Here is an 18,198-nt window from a genome sequence, read left to right as displayed (position 1 = left end):
TTTCTGCTGAGGCGGCCGGGTTAGAACCCTTTGGCCGGGCCCCGTTGTTTCCTTGTCAGGAGCGGATTTCTTCCGCTCTCGCCGCCGCGGCCATGGCTTCCTTTTCGGGCGCGAATTCGTCGATGTCGCGCTCAAGGAAGAAGCTGAGACCTGTGCGGATCGCGGCGATCGCCGCCAGCTTGCCGACATCGTCCCAGGTCGGCGCGATGGCCGTCCTGATGATGTCGGCGCCCAGCGCGAATTCCAGCGCCAGCACGATCCACTGCGCGAACTGCATCCAGACCTGGCGGCGCGTCCATGCATTGGGGCGGCGGGTGAGGCGTACGGCCATGCGGACCAGCGCCTCGGCCGCGCCGTAGACCACGATGAGCGCGACCACCGTCTCCAGAATGAGCGCGGAGGATGAGGCAAAGAGGCGAAGTGTGTCTTCCATCTGCGGCGTCCTCCGGGCCTTTATTGCTTGGGGATGTTCATTTTCAGCGGGATCGAGAAGTCCAGCCAGAACGAGTCGCCCTGGAGACGGTTGGTGGTGTCGAGTTCGTGCATGATGCGGGCCCGGAAAGTCGCGGGTGTGCGCGCCATCACGACATTGAGCGCCGCCGTGCCGCCCACGGCCACTGCCTCGCCCTTGAACGAACCCAGGGGGCCCTGGTCGCTGGTCACCTGCTTCTGGTAATAGGCCTGCGCGCCCAGTGAGAACTTTTTCGACAACGCCTTTTCCACGGCGCCTTCCAGATGGATCTCGTCACCGCTGCTATAATCGGTCACGTCGTTCCTGCCGTTGAACGTGTAGCCACCCTTGGCGGAAACATCCCAGCCGGACTCCGGATCGTGCCAGCTGACAGCGACAGACTGGTCGACCGCCCAACGGTGGAGCGAAAGATTGGCCAGCTGACCCTCCCGGTAATTGCCGACCGGAACGCTCACCAAGGTTGCAAGTTGAGCGTGGAGCTTCTTGCCATGCCAGCCAAGCATGATCACGCCGACCGGATCGCCGGTGGTGAGGGCCGTATCGCGCCGGTTCGCCGAGAAGACGCCGCCGTTCGGGCCGGTCAGCACCGCGTCCGCACTCATCATCGGCGCGCCGAACGGCATGATGCCGCCGACGGCAATCGTGCCGCCTAGGAAATTCGTCGAGGGCACGAGCAGAATTGTCTCGAAATCGGCGACGATCGTGGCGTCAAGACCGGCCACGACGTTGCCGTTGATGGGAAACTCCCGCTTCGCGCTGACGCTGCCGTCATAGACGTAAATCGTCTTGTCGTAGAAGATACCTTCGACGGGGGGCATCACGGCCGTGCCCGGACCGCCGGATCCCAGCAGATAGAGCGAAGTACCGCCCTCGGTCGCGTACGCCGCGCCGGGCAGCCCAAGCGACAGGACCGCGAGTGCGGCCGATGCCTTGCATAGTGCCCTCATGTTCGTTCTCCGCAAACCTAAGTTCGGCGGCAAATCTACACGTTCGGATAATGTCGCTTTATCGGGATAAACCCTTGGGAACCGTGACGGACGTTCCCCGCCGTTTCTGCCGTCGCGATTGCACCGACAATCAAGGCGCAGCGCACATAAAGGCGGCGATCCGTATGGGATCGCGGTGGCCGGTCTTAGGGCTTACCCTATGTCCTCCTTAGGGAAACCCCCGATACGCGGTGGAGCAAGCCAGTCATATCCTCAAGCGAACAAAGGACTCTTGAGATTGCTTCGAATTTTTGGCTTCGGCTGATAAATTACCATCGGAATCGAGCGCGTGAGGCCGCTCTCAACTTTGTCTGGATATAGGGGCCGATCCGGAATTCGCCGAAATCGGGCCCGGACAGCCTCGCGAACCTGCCAGTTACTTCACTTTTCCAGTTGCCCGCCTGCCAACGACAGGCCGTCCTATCAGGGAGCCGAACATGGGAAACGATTTAGCCGAAGTGATTTCAGATCGCTTGCCAGTCGCCACGGCGGCACATCGGGCGCAGTCTGCTGGGCGCCGGCATCGGCGGCTGGCCGGGGTGCTCGGCGCAATAGCGGCGACGTGCGTCTGGCAATTGCCCGCGCATGCGCAGACCGTCGATAACGATTACTGGATCAGCGGGATGGCCTATTTCCCGCGCGTGGCCACCAATGTTCGGGTATCCACGCCCGCGCAGGTTCTTCCCAGCACCGACATCAGTCTGGAAAAGGACCTGAAGCTCGACAAGAATGACGTGCTGCCTTCCTTCACGGCCGGCGCCCGGTTCGGCAGGTTCATCATCGGTGCGGACTACTACAAGCTCAAGCGCAATGGCGACGTATCGCTGGCGGACGACATCACGTTCGACGGCGTGACCTATCCGGCGGCCGCCAATGTCAGCAGCGGCTTTGACAGCACGATCTACCGCCTGACGTTGAACTATGCGATCGTCAAGAAGCCAGACCTTGAACTGGGGGCGGGGATCGGCCTTCATGCCACCGATTTCGTCATTTCCATTTCGGGCGAAGGCTCTGTCGGTAATCAGGCCGCGCAGACCGAGGTTCGGCGGCGCAAGGCGCTCGCGCCTTTGCCGACGCTGGGTCTGTTCGGCATCTACAAGGTGGCGCCGCGCGTCGAACTGAATGCACGGGCGGATTACCTTTCGCTCAACATCGGCGATTACGATGGCCGCCTGATCAATGTGCAGGGCGGTGCGAATTACAACGTCATGAAGAACGTCGCGATCGGTGTGGTCTATCGCTACGTCAACTACCGGCTGGGCGTCGACAAGGACAGCTGGAATGGCCGTGTGCGCTACAAGCTCTACGGCCCCGCCGTGCAGCTTCAGGCCTCGTTCTGACGGGGCGAGGCCTGCCCGCAAGCAATGCCGAAGCCGGGCCCTGGGCCCGGCTTCAGTTCATTTCGGGAACAGGAACGTGACCACAAAGCGGGCGCCCCACTCGGGGCCGCCCTCAGGGCGTTCCGCGTAATAGCGCGCGCCGACGGTGAGATTGACCGGCTGCTTGCCGAACTTGACCACGTGACCCACCGAGAAGTTGATCGGGACCACCCAGTTCTTCCCCTTCCAGTCATAGCTGGTTTCGGTGTTGAGCGTGAAACTGGTGGAATCGGGAAGCGTGCGCGTCACGAACGGCTGGAGGAAAGTCTGGCTGACATCCGCGCTGGAAGACTTGCCTGCAAACGACCAGATATGGTTGGCGAGGATCCCGAATGTCATGCCGTGGCCCTGCTTGAGCACGACTGCGGTGGGGCCGGCGCCGAACTTGCGGCCGCTGAAGGCGTCGGCGCCGCTGGGCCACAGGATGGCCGGGCCAACGCCCCAGACGAGGCCGTTTTTCGCCTGCTTGGGGGAGAGAAAGAAGCTTTGCGTGATATCGCCGAAGCCGGTGGCGCCATCTTCGCCGCGAACGGTCGAACCCTCGCTGATGAACGGCACGATGGTTCGGGTGATGAGATTCCAGTTGCTCCCCACGCTGAAGGGAATCACCGGTTGAAAGTTGAGCGTGAAGCGGTCTCCGTCATGCGGGCCGTAGCAACAGTCATAGTTCGTCTGGAACGGCACCGAGATGAGGTTCGAGACCGGATTCGCCAGTTGCTGTGCCAATGCCTGCACATCGGATGAGGCGGCGGGGCCGGCGCTTACGGTAGCGGGCGGCGCTTCATCTGCCTGCGCATGCGCCGCCATGGGGGAAAGGCCGGTTCCGACCAGCGCGAGAAGCGCAAATCGTGACTTCCATCCGTGCGTGGCCATCTGTACCTCCTGAGGTCCCTGAAGCGACTGTTATCAGGGGCTCCATTGTCCGGTCCCTGCGCGCGCATACCATTGGTGTTTTCCCTAGGGGTGCGCGGACAAGTCGTCAGTCCACCGGCATGTGCCGATCGCATCGCCGCGCACGGAATGTCCATCAGGCGTCCAATTCGCCCCCGCGCCCATGTTCCGGGCACAAATTCCTCTGCATTGAATTGGCGGCATATTCGGGATCACGGCGGGTCCGCGAGTCGCAGCGCATCGCCTCGGGGCAAGTCCGCCACGGGCTCGGGAATTACCCTGATTGCCGAGCGCGGACCCTGAGGGGAGAACTGCGTAGTCTCGCGCCACTCAACCCCATTTCGTCAGGGAACGTACACGCATGGCCCAAGCTCCAAACGAAACGCCGTCGAGCAAAACCCCGCTGGCCCGCCCGGAACGCTTCACGGTAACGCCGGTACCGCCATTGCCGGACGTCGGCGCGGCGAAATCGGAAGAAGCCTCGACGATCTATTCCCACTTCCGCACCGGCCTGTCCCGGCATCGCACCGGGCTTTCCGAGCATCGCACCGATCTCTCGGAATATCGCACGGACCTCTCGCGGCATCGCACGGACTTGTCGGAAGACCGCACGGAGATGTCCACGCGGCGCACCGGAATGTCGATCCAGCGCACGCGAATGTCGGCGGATCGGACACTTATGTCCGAAATTCGCACCTCTCTGTCGATGATCGGCTTCGGGTTCACCATCTTCCAGGCGTTCAAGCGACTGGCCGATGCCGGGACCATTTCGAATTCACGCGCACCCGGAAACTTTGGCGGGACCTTGATCGTTCTCGGCATGCTCATTCTGGTGGGCGGGATCTGGCGACACGTCCAGTTCGCGAACGAACTGCGCGCCCGCCGAAAGGAGATGATCGCCGACGGACTGCTCCATGGAGACAGCGCCTATCCGGTCTCCATCACGCTGATCGTGGCCATCGGGCTGATGATCGTAGGACTGCTCGCCTTGGTAAGTGTGGTGTTCGATATTTCCGCATTCGGATGAGGCGTTCCCTGAGTGCGGCGAAGGGAAAAATGCAAATATGTCAATTGCGGCCTAAGGGTAATTACCGATGACAAAGGGCAATTACTGATGGTAACACTACTGAAATTCGGTCCACGTACATAGCAGTGCGATGGATCTTCGAAGAACCATCAGGAGGATTTCGGTGCGGGAAGCTTCCGATACAGCCATGCAGGCGCCTGACCCGATGGTGATTCAGGGCATGGTGTTCGTGTCCGGTGGAACCTTTTGGATGGGTTCGGACGAGCATTATCCCGAAGAAGCGCCCGCGCACCCCGTGATCGTGGACGGTTTCTGGATAGATGCAACTCCGGTCACCAATCGGGACTTCGCCGCTTTCGTCGATGCGACGGGCTATGTCACGACAGCGGAAATCGCGCCGAACGCGGCCGACTACCCGGGCGCGATGCCCGAAATGCTGCGGCCCGCTTCGCTTGTGTTTACGCAGCCGGACCGGCCGGTGCCGCTCGACAACATCGGTTACTGGTGGGACTACCGCTTCGAGGCGGACTGGCGCCATCCTTTGGGACCGGGCTCATCGATCGAGGGGCTGGAAAACCACCCGGTGGTCCACGTTTCCTATGACGACGTTCTGGCTTACGCGAAATGGGCGGGCAAATCGCTTGCCACGGAGGCAGAATGGGAAATGGCCGCGCGCGGCGGGCTCGATCGCGCCGAATTCGCCTGGGGCCACGAACTGATGCCCGATGGGCAGCCGATGGCCAACACCTGGCAGGGGAATTTCCCGAGCGAGAACCTGCTGGAGGACGGCTATCTGCGGACCTCGCCGGTGGATGCGTTTCCGGCCAACGGCTACGGCATTTTCGACATGATCGGCAACGTCTGGGAATGGACGAGCGATTACTTCGCGGCGGCGCATGAGGTCGTGACGACCAAGCCTTGCTGCGCTCCGCGCAATCCTCAAGGCGCTGCGCGTGAACGCAGTTTCGATCCGGCCCAGCCCGAGATTCCCATTCCGCGCAAGGTGCTCAAGGGGGGCTCTCACCTCTGCGCACCCAATTATTGCCGCCGCTATCGGCCCGCCGCGCGCCATGCGCAGCCGATCGACACGTCGACCAGCCATGTCGGCTTTCGCTGTGTCGTGCGCCCGGTCGACGACACCGCCGCATAGGCAGATCGCCTCCGCGGATATCCGTAGGGAAATTTGAAAAAAGGACTGGAAAATGACTTAATTTTCGATCGTTGGGTGGGTGATGAAATAGTTGCAATAGGAAAAAAATCAGGGGTCGCGCTGTCGATTGTGATGTGTTTTGCAACATCGAGGCGCCCAAATGGCTTTCAGCGAACTCTCTTATCTCATCGAGCGTCTGGCCGGCGACATGTCGGTCGATGCGCTTGCTGCCGAAACCTGTACGCCGGAAGACGTCCGTGTAACCTTGCTAAGGGCACGCGACGATGAACGACGGCGGCTGGCGCGCGATCTTCATGACGTGCTGGCGCAGCACCTTTTCATCCTGGAACTCGAATTGCAGTCCCTGCACGACGGCAGGGCCGAGTATCGCGAGCGTGCACATCGCAGCGCGAAAAGCACGATCGACGAACTCCAGCGGCAGATCCGCTGTTTCAGCTATCTGCTGCATCCGCCCGAACTGGAGGTATTGGGACTAGCCGACGCGCTGGATACGCTCGTCTCCGGCATGGCCGCGCGCACCGGGATCGACGTGGAATTCGACACTTATGGTTATAAACCCGGCGCCTGCCACGAAACGGAGCTGTCCCTGTTCCGCGTGGCACAGGCCGCGTTGATGAACGTCTTCAAGCACAGCGGCGCCGGCAGCGCGCAAGTGCGCCTGAAATCCCGGCGCAACTGGATCGTCCTGACTGTGCGCGACTATGGGCCGTCGGATGGCCACGCGGCGAAGCCGCCGGTGGATCCGCGGGACTGCGGAGTCGGCCTCAACGGAATGCATGCCCGGATGGCGGGCCTGTGCGGCCGCTTCACGGTCCGTTCCAGCCAGGACGGGACCGTGGTCACTGCGATCGCGCCGCGACGGCTTGGCGACGATTGCGCGATGGACGCCGCCCTGTTCGAAGACCGCGACGCGTTCCCGCTTCGCGCGCAAACCGTGCCGCGTCAGGCCGATGTCTTGCGCGTCATGAAGGTCCTGCCCGCGATCGCGGGCAGCGGCTGAGGCCCCGCAGAGTGCGCTGATCGGGGCCTGTAATCAGGGTTCGATAATGTTGTTCCGCACGGCATAGCGCACCAGCCCGGCGGTAGTCTTGATATCCAGCTTATGCATGGCCGAGGCGCGGTGCGTCTCAACCGTCTTGATGCTGAGCCCCAGAATTCCTGCAATCTCCTTGTTCAACCGCCCTTCGGCGATCAACTGGACGATCTCCCGCTCGCGCGTGGTCAGTTGCGAGCTACTGGAACTGCGCGTGGACGCCTCTACGAAGCGGTCAAGCAGTGTCTGCGAGACATTGCCGGAGAAGTAGGGGCGTCGCACTGCCAGCGCTTCGACCGCCGAGATCAGGTGCTTGGTCGCATCCGACTTGAGCAGATAGCCGCGCACACCGGCCGTCAGTAATTCCGCCAGAATATCTTCGCGATCATGCATGGTGAAGATGAGTATTTCGACACGCGGAAGTTCCCGCTTCACCGCTCTTGTCACTTCGAGGCCGTTCATCATCGGCAACGAATAGTCAAGAATGACAATGTCGGGCTGTGTCGACCTGATCAGTTCAAGTGCATCCCTTCCGTTTGAAGCTTCCCCGACGATCCGCCAGTCGGGATTTACGGACAATGTGGATCGTACACCGAGACGAATGGCCTCGTGGTCGTCCGCAATTACGATACGCCTGACAGGGCTACTCATCGCCTCCTCGTCGATGCGGCGCGCAGTGCGGGCCTGAATTGTTCGGAAAAGGATTCATCGGACAATCGAACTGTGTCGGCTATCGGGAAAACCCCTTATCCCGGCATGCACATTCCCCGGCCATGACTGAAAGAAACAGGGGGATTGCTGAGTTGCCTTGCGAAAGTCCTCTGGAAGTCGCGATGGCCTTGATGCTGTTAGGCAGCATTCCTTTTGTGGTCTCGACCGGCGCTATCCCTTCTTGGAATTTCCCAGGGTTTATACGGATATTGAGGAAGTTGGGTGGGTGTCAAGCTGTTACTCCCAACAACGGAGCGCGGCTATGTCGGTACTTGGTCATTGGTTGCTTGTCACACCGATCTGGATCATCGGAATCGTGCTCTATGGCGCGATGATCGTGGCGGCATGGGCCGGGTGGAAGCTGCGCGGCGTCACGCGCCGTCGGAAGGCCTCTGCCGCCGGACCGGGAGACGAGGACGAGCAGGCCAAGGACGACCATGCCGAGCTTGGCTACATCGTCTCGGCCGTGATGGGGTTGCTGGCACTGCTGGTGGGTTTCACCTTTGCCCTGGCGATCGACCGTTTCGACACGCGCCGCATGATGGTTCTGGACGAATCCAACGCTATCGGCACGGCCTACTTGCGCACGCAATTGCTGGATGAACCGCATCGCACGAAGATCAGCACCTTGCTGCGGAACTACACGGAGAACCGCATCGCGCTCGCCCGCGAACCGATCGGCCCGCATCAGCAGGAGTTGCTGGCGCGCAGCAACGCGATGATCACGCAGCTCTGGTCGGATACCGTCGATGCCTTCCCGACGATGGTCGCGCGGCCTTTCTCCACGTCCTACATCTCCTCGATCAACGAGATGATCGATGACGATGCCAAGCGCCAGCAGGCCCGTCGTTCGCATGTTCCGCTGGAGGTGTTCGTCCTGCTGGTGGTCTACCAGACTGTCGCGGGCGGCGTGCTGGGCTATGTGCTGGCCGGTCAGCGGGGGCGGATGAGCGCGGCGATGCTGCTTTTGCTGTTCGGCGGCGCTTTGCTGCTTGTCATCGATATCGACCGTCCGACATCTGGCGGCATCGTCGAGGACCAGGAGCCGATGATCGAGTTGCTGGACATGATCAAGGCGCAGCCGCCGGGCAGCTTTGGAAGCGCCCCGACTGCGGCTGCGTTGCCGCCGGGGCACTGATCCGCGCCGGATCAGTCCAGCCCGAAGGACCAGGCGTGGCCGAATTGCAGGTAGAACACCGCCCCGCCCGGTCCGTAGGCCACGTCTACCCCCGCATCGAGACCGAGCTTTCGGGCAATGCGATAGCGAAAACCGCCGCCTCCGGCGAAGATCGCGCCGGAATTGTCGAAGGTTCGCTTGCCGCCGGCGTCGGTAAAGCCCAGCCCCGCAAAACCCAGGATCGACCACCGATCGCTCAGTCGCCGCGTTACTTCGATTTCGCTGCTGTAGACGGTGGCACCCTGATAGCGCGAGGCCTCTACACCGCGAATGTTGATGGCGGGCGCGAAGAAGGCCGGATAGTTGTCCCGCGCGGCATCGATCTCCAGCTTGGCGCCTACGTCCCAGGCCGGCGAGAGCTGATGAAAGCCGTAGCCGTGAAGCTGATAGATCTGGAAGTCGCGGTCGCTGCCGAAGGCGCCTGCGTTGAACTTGCCCTCGGCGTAGATGTTCACGCCCTCGGTAGGTGAAAGCGCATTGTTGCGGCTGTCGAAATGCACGCCGAAGCCGAGCGCGCCGGTGTTCAGCTTGCGGTCGAAATCGGGGGTGAAGTTGTCGGGCAGTTTAGGACCGTCCGGGTCCTGCTGGAAATCCAGCTTCGAATGGAGCTGGCGGAAATCGAAGACCGGCCCGAACGAGAAACGCCGGTCGGCCAGATGCAGGCGCACCGAGCCGACGGCGCCGTAGTCGTAGCGGTTGGTATATTCGATGCCCTGCGGCAGGAACGACGGGTAGATATTGAGATTGATCTTGCCCCGGCCGACTCCGAATTTGTAGCTGACCTCGCCGTCCCACAGCGATCCGGAGCGGAAGAACCCATAGCCGTAGGAGCCGTTTCCGGTTTTTACCGCACCGACCATCGTGCGCGTTATGCCGCTCTTGCTGTCTTTCGGCAGCTTGATGAACTGGGCGATGAGGCCGAAGCCACCGTCCACCGCCGGTTCGGTGATGATGACCGGCATCGGCAGGAAACCACCTTTGGCAAGCGTGTTCGAGAAGTCGAACTTGCCGTCCTTCTCGTCGAAGAACATCCGGTGGAATTTCGATTCCTTCTTGGGTTGAGGGGCTGCCCCGTCGGCCGTGGTATCGGCGGAAGTGTCGGCAGGTCCGTCGGTCGTGGCCGTCACCGGCTGCGTACCGGGGGCAGGGGCCGCCTGCGCCCATGCGAGGCTTGCGGGAAAGACGAGTAGCGAACCGGCGCCAAGCCGGGCGAGCACTCGTGCGAGCGAACGGTGTTGCCGTGGTGCCATGCCGAAATCGTCGCCCCCTGCCATGGATGAAGCTGCGGAACTTCAAAGCTTAAAGCGCTTGGGGCGGCGACCTATCGGTAGTTCACCTGAGATTGCGAGGTACTGGCATGATCTTTTACCGCGTTGCGGCGATATGCCCGGCAAGCTCAGGGTAATTTCCGATTATATGGCCTGCGGGAAGGGCCTAGGCTGATAAGCGGGATGCCAGCCAACCAGCCATCGCCGGGCCCACACGCGTGGGCCCGCATTCGCGGACCCCTCGCGCGGCGCCGGGGCTTGGGCTGTCTCATCGTGCCGATGCTGGTCTGCGTCAGCACGCCCGCGCTGGCCGACGGACCGGGCGACCAGATCGACGATATGGACGAACAGGCCGAAGCGGTCGCCAGAGCCGTGAGCGGCAAGGAAGCCCCCGGCAAGAGCGGAAAGGACATCCTTGCCGTACCGTTGCCGATCACCAATCCCACGCTCGGCACGGGACTGGTCGTGGCCGGTGTTGCCTTCTACAACCCCAACAACGCGCCGTCGCCGTGGATCACCGGCGGCGCGGCGATGAAGACCAGCAACGGCAACTGGCTGGTGGGCGGCTTTCACAGCATGTCGCTGGACGGCGATCGCTACCGCCTGAATGCGGCCGTGGGTGCAGGCGATCTGGTCATGGACTACTACGGCATCGGACCCGAGGCGGGGGATCGCAATATCTCCACGAACCTGCACCAGAAGATCGCGGTGGTCCGGCTTCAGGGGCAGATGCGAGTGGCGCCGGGGCTCTATGCCGGCGTGCGGATGTTCTACGCCAGCGTCGATGCCACGCAGAAGGACCTCGATCCGACCTATCCGGATCTGGCGATCCCGCCGGGTCAGGAGAACACCGACCTTGCCCAGATCGGCCCCGTCGTGACTTACGACACGCGGGACAATTCACTCAATCCACGGCACGGTGTCTATGCCCATGCCGAATGGCTGTTGAGCCTGAAAGTGCTGGGGGGAGACTTCACTTCGCGCAAGTTGACGGCCGGAGTCAGCTGGTACGTGCCGAGCGGAAGCAAGACGGTCTGGGCGTTGCACGGGGGCCTCTGCGGTGCTTCGTCCGGTGCGCCGTTCTATGACTTGTGCCTCTATGGGCAGAAGAACGACCTCAGGGGCTACAAGACCGGACGCTACCGCGACCGTGCGAGCTGGGCCATGCAGGTCGAATGGCGGCGGCAACTGTTCGGCCGGTTCGGCGCGGTGGCTTTCGGCGGCATCGGCGGAACCGCGCCGCGTCTGGACCGGCTGGACGATACCAAGTTCCTTCCCGCAGGCGGCGTGGGCCTGCGCTATCAGCCCTCGCGCAAGACCAATATCAACCTGCGTCTGGATCTGGCGGTCGGCCGGGATTCCAGAGCGGTCTATCTGGGTATTGCCGAGGCCTTTTGAGCAGGGCCCCCGCCGCCCTTCTACTTCGGAGGTGGGGGCGGGAACTTGGCCAGCACGGCGCGCACCGCCGTATCGATCTTTTCCTGCGTCACCGAACTCTGCGTAACCTGCTGGGTCGCCGTGCCGTGCCAGACGGGCGCCTTGGTGCGCGTGTCGTAGATGTCGATCACGAGCGTTCCGTCCGTGACGTTCCGCACATCGACGCGTGATCCGCCCCAACCGCTCCATCCGCCCCAGGGACGGAAGTAGGGCCCGTAAGAACCGAAGTCTGTCACTTCCACCCGGTCGCGCGAGCCGATGGTGAAGCCCACGGCGAAATCGCCGGGGTCCGCCTGGGTAAAGCCTCGGTTCGCCAGTTCGGTGTCGATAGAGGCGCGGATCCGCTCCGTCAGCAGTGGGTTCATGCCGTTCGGCACTTTGCGGTAGGCCCAGCTATAAGTCCGGAACGAGGCGAAATTGGCGTTGGGATCGGAGTCGAAGTTCACGGTGGGCGTTGAGGCACACGCGGTCAGAAGCGCGGCCAATGCCAGAGTGGCCATCCGTCTGCTCATGGTGATTCCTCCTGTGGACATAGGCGGATAGTCGCCGAGTCTCAGGGATCATGCCATCAGGGCCGCCCCTAGGACGGAAGGGGGCTCGCCCCGAGTATACTTAGCGGGCAGCGGGCAAAGTCAGCACGACCAGCAGACCGGGGCCGTCCTGACGATCCAACAGCTCAATAGACCCCCGCGCCAGCGTCATCGCCTTGACCGCGATGGAAAGCCCGAGGCCGCTGCCGGAAGACGGCGCTGCGCCGCGCTCGAAGCGGCGCAGCAGGCGGTCGCGGTCTTCGGCAGGGACGCCGGGGCCCCGGTCGCCGATAGTCACGACGAGGTGATCGGATGTGCGGATGATGGCGATGTCGACCTGTCCGCCTTCCCGCGCATGGCGGACGGCATTGTGGATCACCGCAGCCAGCGCAATCTGGAGCGATGCGGGATCGCATGTCCAGCGCACCACATGCTCGGGCAGGACGGTGAATTCGATCTCGTCGGGCGGCAGGTTGATAAGGGCCTCGGCCACGACATCCGCCACCAGCGCGTGGATATCCACCGAACGCACGGACACCGCCGTCGCATTGAGGCGGGCGAGCGTCAGCATGCCGTCGACCAGATCGTTGGCACGCTTCACCACGGCCAGCAGGCGGTTCACGTCCTCCACGATCGGCTGGGGCGCGGTCTTGCGCAGCAATTGCGCCTGCGCCCGGATCGCCGCCAGCGGCGTGCGCAATTCGTGCGCGACATCGTCGGTAAAGGCCTGTTCCAGCTCGTAGGCCTGCTCCAGCCGCGCGAAGAGCTTGTTCAGCGCCACGATCAGCGGCCCGAGATCGCGCGACCAGTCTTCGGGCACCAGCGGCATCAGATCCGCGAGCGTGCGCGCGTTGAGCGTCGCGGCGAGCCGCTCGACTTCGGACAGGCTCTTGCGCAGCGTCCACCAGAGAATGACCATGGCAGCGGTAAGCAACAGGAACAGTGGCAGCACGAGCCTGCGCACGACCGGACCGATCGAGAACTCGCGCATGGCGTCGCGTTCCGCCACCACCACCAGCAGCCGGGGATCGCGGCCCGGAAGGCCATAGCTACGCCAGCGTTCACCCAGCGCGGTAAAATCGTGCAGGCCCGGCTGGCGCGGGACCAGTTCGACCGGCGCGCCCCAGCTCGATTGCGCGACCGGCTGGCCTTTCCAGAACACCGCGAACATGCACCAGTCATAGGAGGCGCGGAACGCCTTCTTTTCCTCGGCCGACAGCAGCGGATCGGCCTTTCCGGCAAGATCGTTGCTCCGCGCCACCATCACGCCGGCAGTCAGTTCGTCCTGCATCATCATGTACAGCAGGCGCGAGGCATTCACGAGCTGGGCGTCGGAAGAGCGCCCGATCTCCACGCTGGCGACCGAATAGAGGATCGCGCCCATGGCCAGACCGGTGATCGCCAGCAGCATCAGCACGCGGCGGTAGAGCCGGGTGGAGAGCGAGGAACGCTTCACGCCTCCAATCCGCCGACCATGTAGCCCAGCCCGCGCGCCGTGCGGATGAAGTCGCGCCCGAACTTGCGCCGCAGCGAGGAGATGGCGACTTCGATCGTGTTCGATTCCACCCACTGGTCCTGATCGTAAAGCTCGCCTTCCAGATCGGTCTTGGAAACGAAACGCCGGCTGCGCCGCATCAGCAGCGCGAGAACGCGGAATTCCTTGGCGGTCAGCAGCACTTCCTCGCCATCCATGCTGGCGACATGTCCGGCGAAGTCCAGCGTGACCCGGCCAACGCTGAGGCTATCGTCGTGCCGGCGCTCACGGCGGCGCAATTGCGAGCGGATGCGGGCGGCCAGTTCCTCAAGGTCGACGGGCTTGACCACGTAGTCGTCGGCCCCGGCGTCGAGCCCGGCAACGCGGTGCGGCGTGCGGTCGAAGGCGGTGATGACGATGACCGGCGTCTCGTCGCGCCGCGCGCGCAAGGCGCGCAGCACTTCGAGGCCGGTCATGTGCGGCAATCCGATGTCGAGCAGAATGACGTCGTAACTGCCCACCCCGACAGCGACGAGCACGTCGTCACCGCGCGCGAAAAGATCGACGACATAGCCGTCGAGTTCCAGCGCCCGCTTCATTGCCGGGCCAAGATCGGCATCGTCTTCCGCGATCAGCAGGCGGGGCAAGAGGGGGACTCCACGTCGGTTTGCGGGATTGCCAGACGGATCGCCGGATGGTTCAGGCGCCCCATCGGAGGCGGACGAACCGGGACTACGCCAGCTTTCGGGCGACCGTCAAACCGGCCCGAAAACTTTTGTCGCCATCAGCTTCGCGTCAGCTTCGCAGGCTAGGAAGCAGGGCTCGACCTGAACCCACGAGCTTTTCCCGCAGCCCCCCGCTTCGGAAGAGCGGCAGGAGCGGCCAACGAAATCATGACGATACAAAAGTCTCCACGCGAGATCGCGTCCTGCACTCCGTTGGATTCCTCTTTCGCGCAGAGACCGGCCCTGTCGCTCGTCACTGCGGATGATTCTGCCCTGGCGCCCTGCATCGCGCTGGTCGGCTGCGACGGTTCGGGCAAATCCACGCTTGCCCGCGATCTGGTGGCACTGCTGGAGCAGCAGGCGCCGACGCGCGCGATGTATCTCGGCCTCGGTACCGGGGACCTTGGCCGCAAGATCGGCCAGGTGCCGCTGATCGGCCGGATCGTCGAGCGGTTCCTGACCAGCAAGGCCAAGCGCGCGCATGAGGGAGATGCACGGGCGGCAGAGCGCAAAGCGTCCGACAAGCGCCTGCCGGGGCTGGTCACGGCGCTGGCGATGTTCGCCTTCTCGCTCGCCCGGCAGCGGCGTTTTCGCAAGGTTCTCGATTATCGGCGGCAGGGCGTGCAAGTGGTGACCGATCGCTACCCGCAGGCCGAAATCCCCGGCAGCTTCGACGGACCGGGCCTGTCGTGGATGCGCAAGGGCTCGGCGCTGGTCGAACGGCTCGCTTCGCGGGAGCGTGCATTGTACGACGGCATGGCAGCCTATCGCCCCACCGTGGTGATCCGGCTCAATGTCGATGTCGACACCGCGATGGGCCGCAAGGCCGATCATGAGCGTGCGATGTTGGAAAAGAAGCTTGCCGTGATGCCGACTTTGCGCTTTGGCGGCGCGCAGATCGTCGATGTCGATGCCACGCGGCCTTACCGTGAGGTGCTCGACACCGTTCGCGGCGTGCTGCGGCGGCACGGCCTGCAAACATGACGCATACCAACTCGCTTTCCTAATTCGGGCCCGACGATGAATTCTGCTTCCCTTCCGCCCCTCATTGCTGTCGTCGGTTGCGACGGTTCCGGCAAATCGACCGTGACCGAGGCGCTTCGTGCCTGGCTCGACGAGCAGCGACCTGCGCGGATCTGCCATCTGGGCAAGCAGTCCGGCAATATCGGCCGCGCCATCGGCCGCCTGCCGCTGCTGGGCGGCAAGCTCGACAAATCGATCCATGCCAAGGCGCAGAAGGCACAGACCGACAAGGGGCCGGGGCTGGGCGCCGCGCTGGTGATCTATCTGTTCTCGATGCGGCGCGTGCGCCGTTTCCGCCGCATGATGCGCGCCCGCCGCGATGGCTACGCGATCATCGCGGACCGTTTCCCGCAAGTGGGTATACCCGGCCCGATGGACGGGCTGGGCCTTGCCCATGCCGGAGCCAAGGGCCTTGTCGGCGTGCTCGCCCGGTCCGAGCGGCGGCAGTATGAGGCCATGGTGGCGACCCGTCCCGATCTTGTGCTGCGACTCAACGTCTCGCTCGACGTGGCGGTGGCGCGCAAGCCCGACCACCGTTTGTCGTCGCTCGCGCGCAAGATCGCCGACGTGCCGCGCCTGACTTTCGAAGGCGCGCCGATCGTGGAGATCGATGCCGAAGCCCCGCTTGAGCAAGTGCTCGCAGAGGCGAAGGCAGCGATTGCCGAGCGGCTTGCCGCCATGGGCGCGGCCCCGGCACGAAAGGCCGCGTGATGAAGGCCGTGAAACACTGGTTTTCGGACGGCGTGTTCCGCACGATCCTGCGCAATGCGTCCTATCTCGGCTCGACCAAGCTGATCGCCGCGCTGCTGGGCCTGATCGCGCTGGCCTGCGCCGGGCGCGGCATGAGCCCGGCCTTGTTCGGTACGCTCGTCATCATCCATTCCTACGCCAACGGCGTGGGCGCGCTGGTCAAGTTCCAGACCTGGCAATTCATCGTCCGCTACGGCACCCCGGCACTGGGCCGGGGCGACCTTGACGAACTGCGCGACGTGACCGGTTTCGCCTTCGGGCTCGACCTCGCCAGCGGTCTGGTGGGGCTGGCCGGGGGCCTGATCCTGTTGCCATTCCTGGCCAACTGGTTCGACATCCCGGCCGAGGATGTGCGGCTGGCGATGCTCTATTGCACGCTGATCCCGACGATGACGGCGGCCACCCCGTCCGGCATCCTGCGCGTGCTGGACCGGTTCGACCAGATCGCCCTCCAGCAGCTCGTCACGCCGGCTTTGCGCGCCCTTGGGGGCGCCATTTCCTATTTCGGGAACTTCGGTTTCGTCGGCTTCGTGCTCACCTGGTACATCGCGGACCTTGCGGGCGACTTGTGCCTCTGGGCGATGTCGGTGCAGGAACTGCGCCGCCGGGAAATCCGGGGCGCGCTGCGTCCGGGCCTGCTTGGGCCGGGACGGCGGCTGTCGGCCGCCTGGGACTTCGTGTGGACGACCAATATCGCCCATTCGATCTGGGCCGCCTGGGGCCCGGTCAGCAACCTGATCGTCGGCGCCATGCTGGGCCCGACGAGCGCGGGCCTGTTCAAGATTGCCGCCACGTTCTTCGATTCTGCCAGCAAGCCGGCAGACCTCATGTCCCGCAGCTTCTATCCGGAAATCATGCGGCTCGATCCGACCAGTCGCCACCCGTGGCAGCTGGCCATTCGCAGCGCCGTAATGTCCGGCGCGATCGGCGCGCTGATCCTGCTGGTGGTCATCATCGGCGGAGAGCCGGTCATCGGCCTGGTGTTCGGCAAGCGCTATGTCGAGGCTTACGACCTGCTCCAGCTCATGACCGCGTCGCTGATCGTCACGATGGCAAGCTTCCCGCTGGAATCGCTGCTCTACATGGCCGGGCGCCAGCGCTCGGCACTGGTGGCGGAAGGCACGGCGGCCGCCGGTTATGCGCTGCTGCTGTTCGTTCTGATCCATTTCTATGGATTGACCGGCGCGGGCCTGGCCTATGTCGCGGGCGTTTCGCTCAAGGCGCTGTTCATGCTGGTACCCACGCTCTGGGCATATCGTGAGCGGCAGAAACTGGTCTACGTGATGACAGGCGGAGCGCGGGCGTGAACGGGGGCCGGACTTTCCCGGCAGAGACGCTGGATGCGCTGTTTCAAGCGGTCGAGGTGAACGACGTGGTCGACCCCGTCGTCAGCCTTCCCAATCCGATCCCGATCGCCTGTAGCGAGGAGGAAATGCGCCGCTGTCTGGATCTGTGCATGCAGTTCTGGAGCGAAAACGCGGACCCGGTGCAGATGCGCGCGCTGGCCCATACGCTGATCGTTTCCGGCGACCTGCCGCCGGACGCGCGGGTGCGCTACAAGAATATCCGGGCTGCCTACAAGCAACTGCGCTTTGCGCTGGTGCTCCACGGCAAACGGCACAAGGCGCCGCGGCTGTTCCGCTGGACCGTTGCAGTCATGGGGCATCTTCAGGATGCCTTCCGCAACCGGCGGCGCATGGCGGTATTGGGCTATGGCCTGATGCTGCGCCTGATGCTGTCGCGGCCGCTATGGATGGCGGTGCGCCGCGAAGTCGAGACGGTAGAACTCGACACCTCCGCCGGGTTCCTTGCCTTCCGGCGCGAGGAATTCCACCGGCTGAAGCGCTGGCTGGAAAGCGGTTCGCTTAGCGGCCATCAATTTCACATGATGCGCAAGGTCGTGAGCCGTCAGGTCTCGTTCTATGACGTGATGCGCACGCTTCAGCCCGATGAGCAGGTCTACCGCATGTCCCGCTTCCTCAGCGCGATCAACGGGCTGATGGGCGGCATGCATGACGATCTGGTGGAGCAGGCCGGAGCCGGGCAGCGGAACTATCACCGCGACAGCGTCGCTATTCCCGGCGATCTTGCCGACCGTCTGCGAACACTGGTGGCGCGCAATCCCTTCGTGGCGGCCTGACCGG

18 protein-coding genes are annotated in these 18,198 nt (G+C 63.5%); 10 read left to right on the top strand and 8 right to left on the bottom strand.

All coding sequences use genetic code 11. The features are described from left to right. Positions 1-55 precede the first annotated feature (55 nt). Together EDF56_RS08405 and EDF56_RS08400 are read right to left on the bottom strand one after the other, a co-directional pair. Positions 56-433 carry a DUF1622 domain-containing protein gene (locus tag EDF56_RS08405; protein WP_132386267.1) on the bottom strand — a complete coding sequence of 126 codons (378 nt, stop codon included), beginning with the start codon at positions 431-433 and terminating at the stop codon, positions 56-58. Between the two features lie 20 nt (positions 434-453). After that, positions 454-1,419 (bottom strand): transporter, encoded by a 966-nt coding sequence (locus EDF56_RS08400; protein ID WP_132386266.1) that lies wholly within the window; start codon positions 1,417-1,419, stop codon positions 454-456. A gap of 476 nt (positions 1,420-1,895) precedes the next feature. Between EDF56_RS08400 and EDF56_RS08395 the strand changes: the two genes are divergently transcribed. After that, positions 1,896-2,798 (top strand): hypothetical protein, encoded by a 903-nt coding sequence (locus tag EDF56_RS08395; RefSeq protein ID WP_132386265.1) that lies wholly within the window; start codon positions 1,896-1,898, stop codon positions 2,796-2,798. Positions 2,799-2,855: 57 nt separating this feature from the next. Here EDF56_RS08395 and EDF56_RS08390 read toward each other — a convergent pair whose 3' ends face one another. Next, positions 2,856-3,710, bottom strand: coding sequence for a hypothetical protein (locus EDF56_RS08390; RefSeq protein ID WP_132386264.1), 855 nt, complete (start codon positions 3,708-3,710; stop codon positions 2,856-2,858). Positions 3,711-4,089: 379 nt separating this feature from the next. Here EDF56_RS08390 and EDF56_RS08385 point away from each other — a divergent pair, with 379 nt between their 5' ends. From EDF56_RS08385 to EDF56_RS08375, 3 genes are all read left to right on the top strand, one after another. After that, the gene (locus tag EDF56_RS08385; RefSeq protein WP_132386263.1) at positions 4,090-4,755 is read left to right on the top strand and encodes a DUF202 domain-containing protein; all 666 of its coding nucleotides are present in this window, start codon (positions 4,090-4,092) and stop codon (positions 4,753-4,755) included. A gap of 220 nt (positions 4,756-4,975) precedes the next feature. Beyond that, complete coding sequence (locus EDF56_RS08380; protein ID WP_132386393.1) at positions 4,976-5,905, top strand: formylglycine-generating enzyme family protein; 930 nt, start codon at positions 4,976-4,978, stop codon at positions 5,903-5,905. Positions 5,906-6,065: 160 nt separating this feature from the next. Continuing rightward, positions 6,066-6,926 carry a histidine kinase gene (locus EDF56_RS08375; protein WP_132386262.1) on the top strand — a complete coding sequence of 287 codons (861 nt, stop codon included), beginning with the start codon at positions 6,066-6,068 and terminating at the stop codon, positions 6,924-6,926. Positions 6,927-6,959: 33 nt separating this feature from the next. On the opposite strand, the gene EDF56_RS08370 is transcribed toward EDF56_RS08375, so the two are convergent. Continuing rightward, positions 6,960-7,610, bottom strand: coding sequence for a response regulator transcription factor (locus EDF56_RS08370; protein WP_132386261.1), 651 nt, complete (start codon positions 7,608-7,610; stop codon positions 6,960-6,962). Between the two features lie 322 nt (positions 7,611-7,932). Between EDF56_RS08370 and EDF56_RS08365 the strand changes: the two genes are divergently transcribed. Further along, positions 7,933-8,808, top strand: a complete 876-nt coding sequence (locus tag EDF56_RS08365) for a hypothetical protein (protein ID WP_132386260.1) — start codon at positions 7,933-7,935, stop codon at positions 8,806-8,808. Between the two features lie 11 nt (positions 8,809-8,819). On the opposite strand, the gene EDF56_RS08360 is transcribed toward EDF56_RS08365, so the two are convergent. Further along, positions 8,820-10,121: a hypothetical protein gene (locus EDF56_RS08360; RefSeq protein ID WP_165912143.1), complete on the bottom strand. Its 1,302-nt coding sequence runs from the start codon at positions 10,119-10,121 to the stop codon at positions 8,820-8,822. Positions 10,122-10,373: 252 nt separating this feature from the next. On the opposite strand from EDF56_RS08360, the gene EDF56_RS08355 reads away from it, so the two are divergent. Then, complete coding sequence (locus EDF56_RS08355) at positions 10,374-11,513, top strand: BamA/TamA family outer membrane protein (RefSeq protein ID WP_165912142.1); 1,140 nt, start codon at positions 10,374-10,376, stop codon at positions 11,511-11,513. A gap of 20 nt (positions 11,514-11,533) precedes the next feature. On the opposite strand, the gene EDF56_RS08350 is transcribed toward EDF56_RS08355, so the two are convergent. From EDF56_RS08350 to EDF56_RS08340, 3 genes are all read right to left on the bottom strand, one after another. Continuing rightward, positions 11,534-12,064: a DUF4136 domain-containing protein gene (locus EDF56_RS08350; protein WP_132386257.1), complete on the bottom strand. Its 531-nt coding sequence runs from the start codon at positions 12,062-12,064 to the stop codon at positions 11,534-11,536. Positions 12,065-12,164: 100 nt separating this feature from the next. Continuing rightward, on the bottom strand, positions 12,165-13,538 hold the full coding sequence (locus EDF56_RS08345; protein ID WP_132386256.1) for a HAMP domain-containing sensor histidine kinase: 1,374 nt from the start codon (positions 13,536-13,538) through the stop codon (positions 12,165-12,167). Continuing rightward, positions 13,535-14,203, bottom strand: coding sequence for a response regulator transcription factor (locus EDF56_RS08340; RefSeq protein ID WP_132386255.1), 669 nt, complete (start codon positions 14,201-14,203; stop codon positions 13,535-13,537). Before EDF56_RS08340 ends, EDF56_RS08345 begins: the two co-directional genes overlap by 4 nt. 246 nt (positions 14,204-14,449) lie before the next feature. On the opposite strand from EDF56_RS08340, the gene EDF56_RS08335 reads away from it, so the two are divergent. The 4 genes from EDF56_RS08335 (at position 14,450) to EDF56_RS08320 (ending at position 18,194) form a co-directional block, all read left to right on the top strand. Next, positions 14,450-15,265, top strand: a complete 816-nt coding sequence (locus tag EDF56_RS08335) for a hypothetical protein (protein ID WP_132386254.1) — start codon at positions 14,450-14,452, stop codon at positions 15,263-15,265. A gap of 102 nt (positions 15,266-15,367) precedes the next feature. Beyond that, complete coding sequence (locus EDF56_RS08330; RefSeq protein WP_243652476.1) at positions 15,368-16,015, top strand: nucleoside triphosphate hydrolase; 648 nt, start codon at positions 15,368-15,370, stop codon at positions 16,013-16,015. Beyond that, positions 16,015-17,361, top strand: coding sequence for a lipopolysaccharide biosynthesis protein (locus EDF56_RS08325; RefSeq protein WP_207904663.1), 1,347 nt, complete (start codon positions 16,015-16,017; stop codon positions 17,359-17,361). Before EDF56_RS08330 ends, EDF56_RS08325 begins: the two co-directional genes overlap by 1 nt. Further along, a complete protein-coding gene (locus tag EDF56_RS08320) occupies positions 17,358-18,194 on the top strand; it encodes a hypothetical protein (protein WP_132386252.1) in 837 nt (278 codons plus the stop codon). Before EDF56_RS08325 ends, EDF56_RS08320 begins: the two co-directional genes overlap by 4 nt. Positions 18,195-18,198: the final 4 nt, after the last annotated feature.

Source organism: Novosphingobium sp. PhB165 (assembly GCF_004341845.1).
GTDB lineage: Bacteria > Pseudomonadota > Alphaproteobacteria > Sphingomonadales > Sphingomonadaceae > Novosphingobium.
This window is presented reverse-complemented; position numbering and strand designations above follow the sequence as displayed.

What these genes read in the sequence shown, in the direction of transcription:
- EDF56_RS08370 (WP_132386261.1), bottom strand. Translation starts at nt 7,610, where the DNA reads ATGAGTAGCCCTGTCAGGCGTATCGTAATTGCGGACGACCACGAGGCC.
- EDF56_RS08380 (WP_132386393.1), top strand. Translation starts at nt 4,976, where the DNA reads ATGGTGTTCGTGTCCGGTGGAACCTTTTGGATGGGTTCGGACGAGCAT.
- EDF56_RS08365 (WP_132386260.1), top strand. Translation starts at nt 7,933, where the DNA reads ATGTCGGTACTTGGTCATTGGTTGCTTGTCACACCGATCTGGATCATC.
- EDF56_RS08360 (WP_165912143.1), bottom strand. Translation starts at nt 10,121, where the DNA reads ATGGCAGGGGGCGACGATTTCGGCATGGCACCACGGCAACACCGTTCG.
- EDF56_RS08395 (WP_132386265.1), top strand. Translation starts at nt 1,896, where the DNA reads ATGGGAAACGATTTAGCCGAAGTGATTTCAGATCGCTTGCCAGTCGCC.
- EDF56_RS08350 (WP_132386257.1), bottom strand. Translation starts at nt 12,064, where the DNA reads ATGAGCAGACGGATGGCCACTCTGGCATTGGCCGCGCTTCTGACCGCG.
- EDF56_RS08325 (WP_207904663.1), top strand. Translation starts at nt 16,015, where the DNA reads ATGAAGGCCGTGAAACACTGGTTTTCGGACGGCGTGTTCCGCACGATC.
- EDF56_RS08405 (WP_132386267.1), bottom strand. Translation starts at nt 433, where the DNA reads ATGGAAGACACACTTCGCCTCTTTGCCTCATCCTCCGCGCTCATTCTG.
- EDF56_RS08375 (WP_132386262.1), top strand. Translation starts at nt 6,066, where the DNA reads ATGGCTTTCAGCGAACTCTCTTATCTCATCGAGCGTCTGGCCGGCGAC.
- EDF56_RS08400 (WP_132386266.1), bottom strand. Translation starts at nt 1,419, where the DNA reads ATGAGGGCACTATGCAAGGCATCGGCCGCACTCGCGGTCCTGTCGCTT.
- EDF56_RS08390 (WP_132386264.1), bottom strand. Translation starts at nt 3,710, where the DNA reads ATGGCCACGCACGGATGGAAGTCACGATTTGCGCTTCTCGCGCTGGTC.
- EDF56_RS08385 (WP_132386263.1), top strand. Translation starts at nt 4,090, where the DNA reads ATGGCCCAAGCTCCAAACGAAACGCCGTCGAGCAAAACCCCGCTGGCC.
- EDF56_RS08335 (WP_132386254.1), top strand. Translation starts at nt 14,450, where the DNA reads ATGACGATACAAAAGTCTCCACGCGAGATCGCGTCCTGCACTCCGTTG.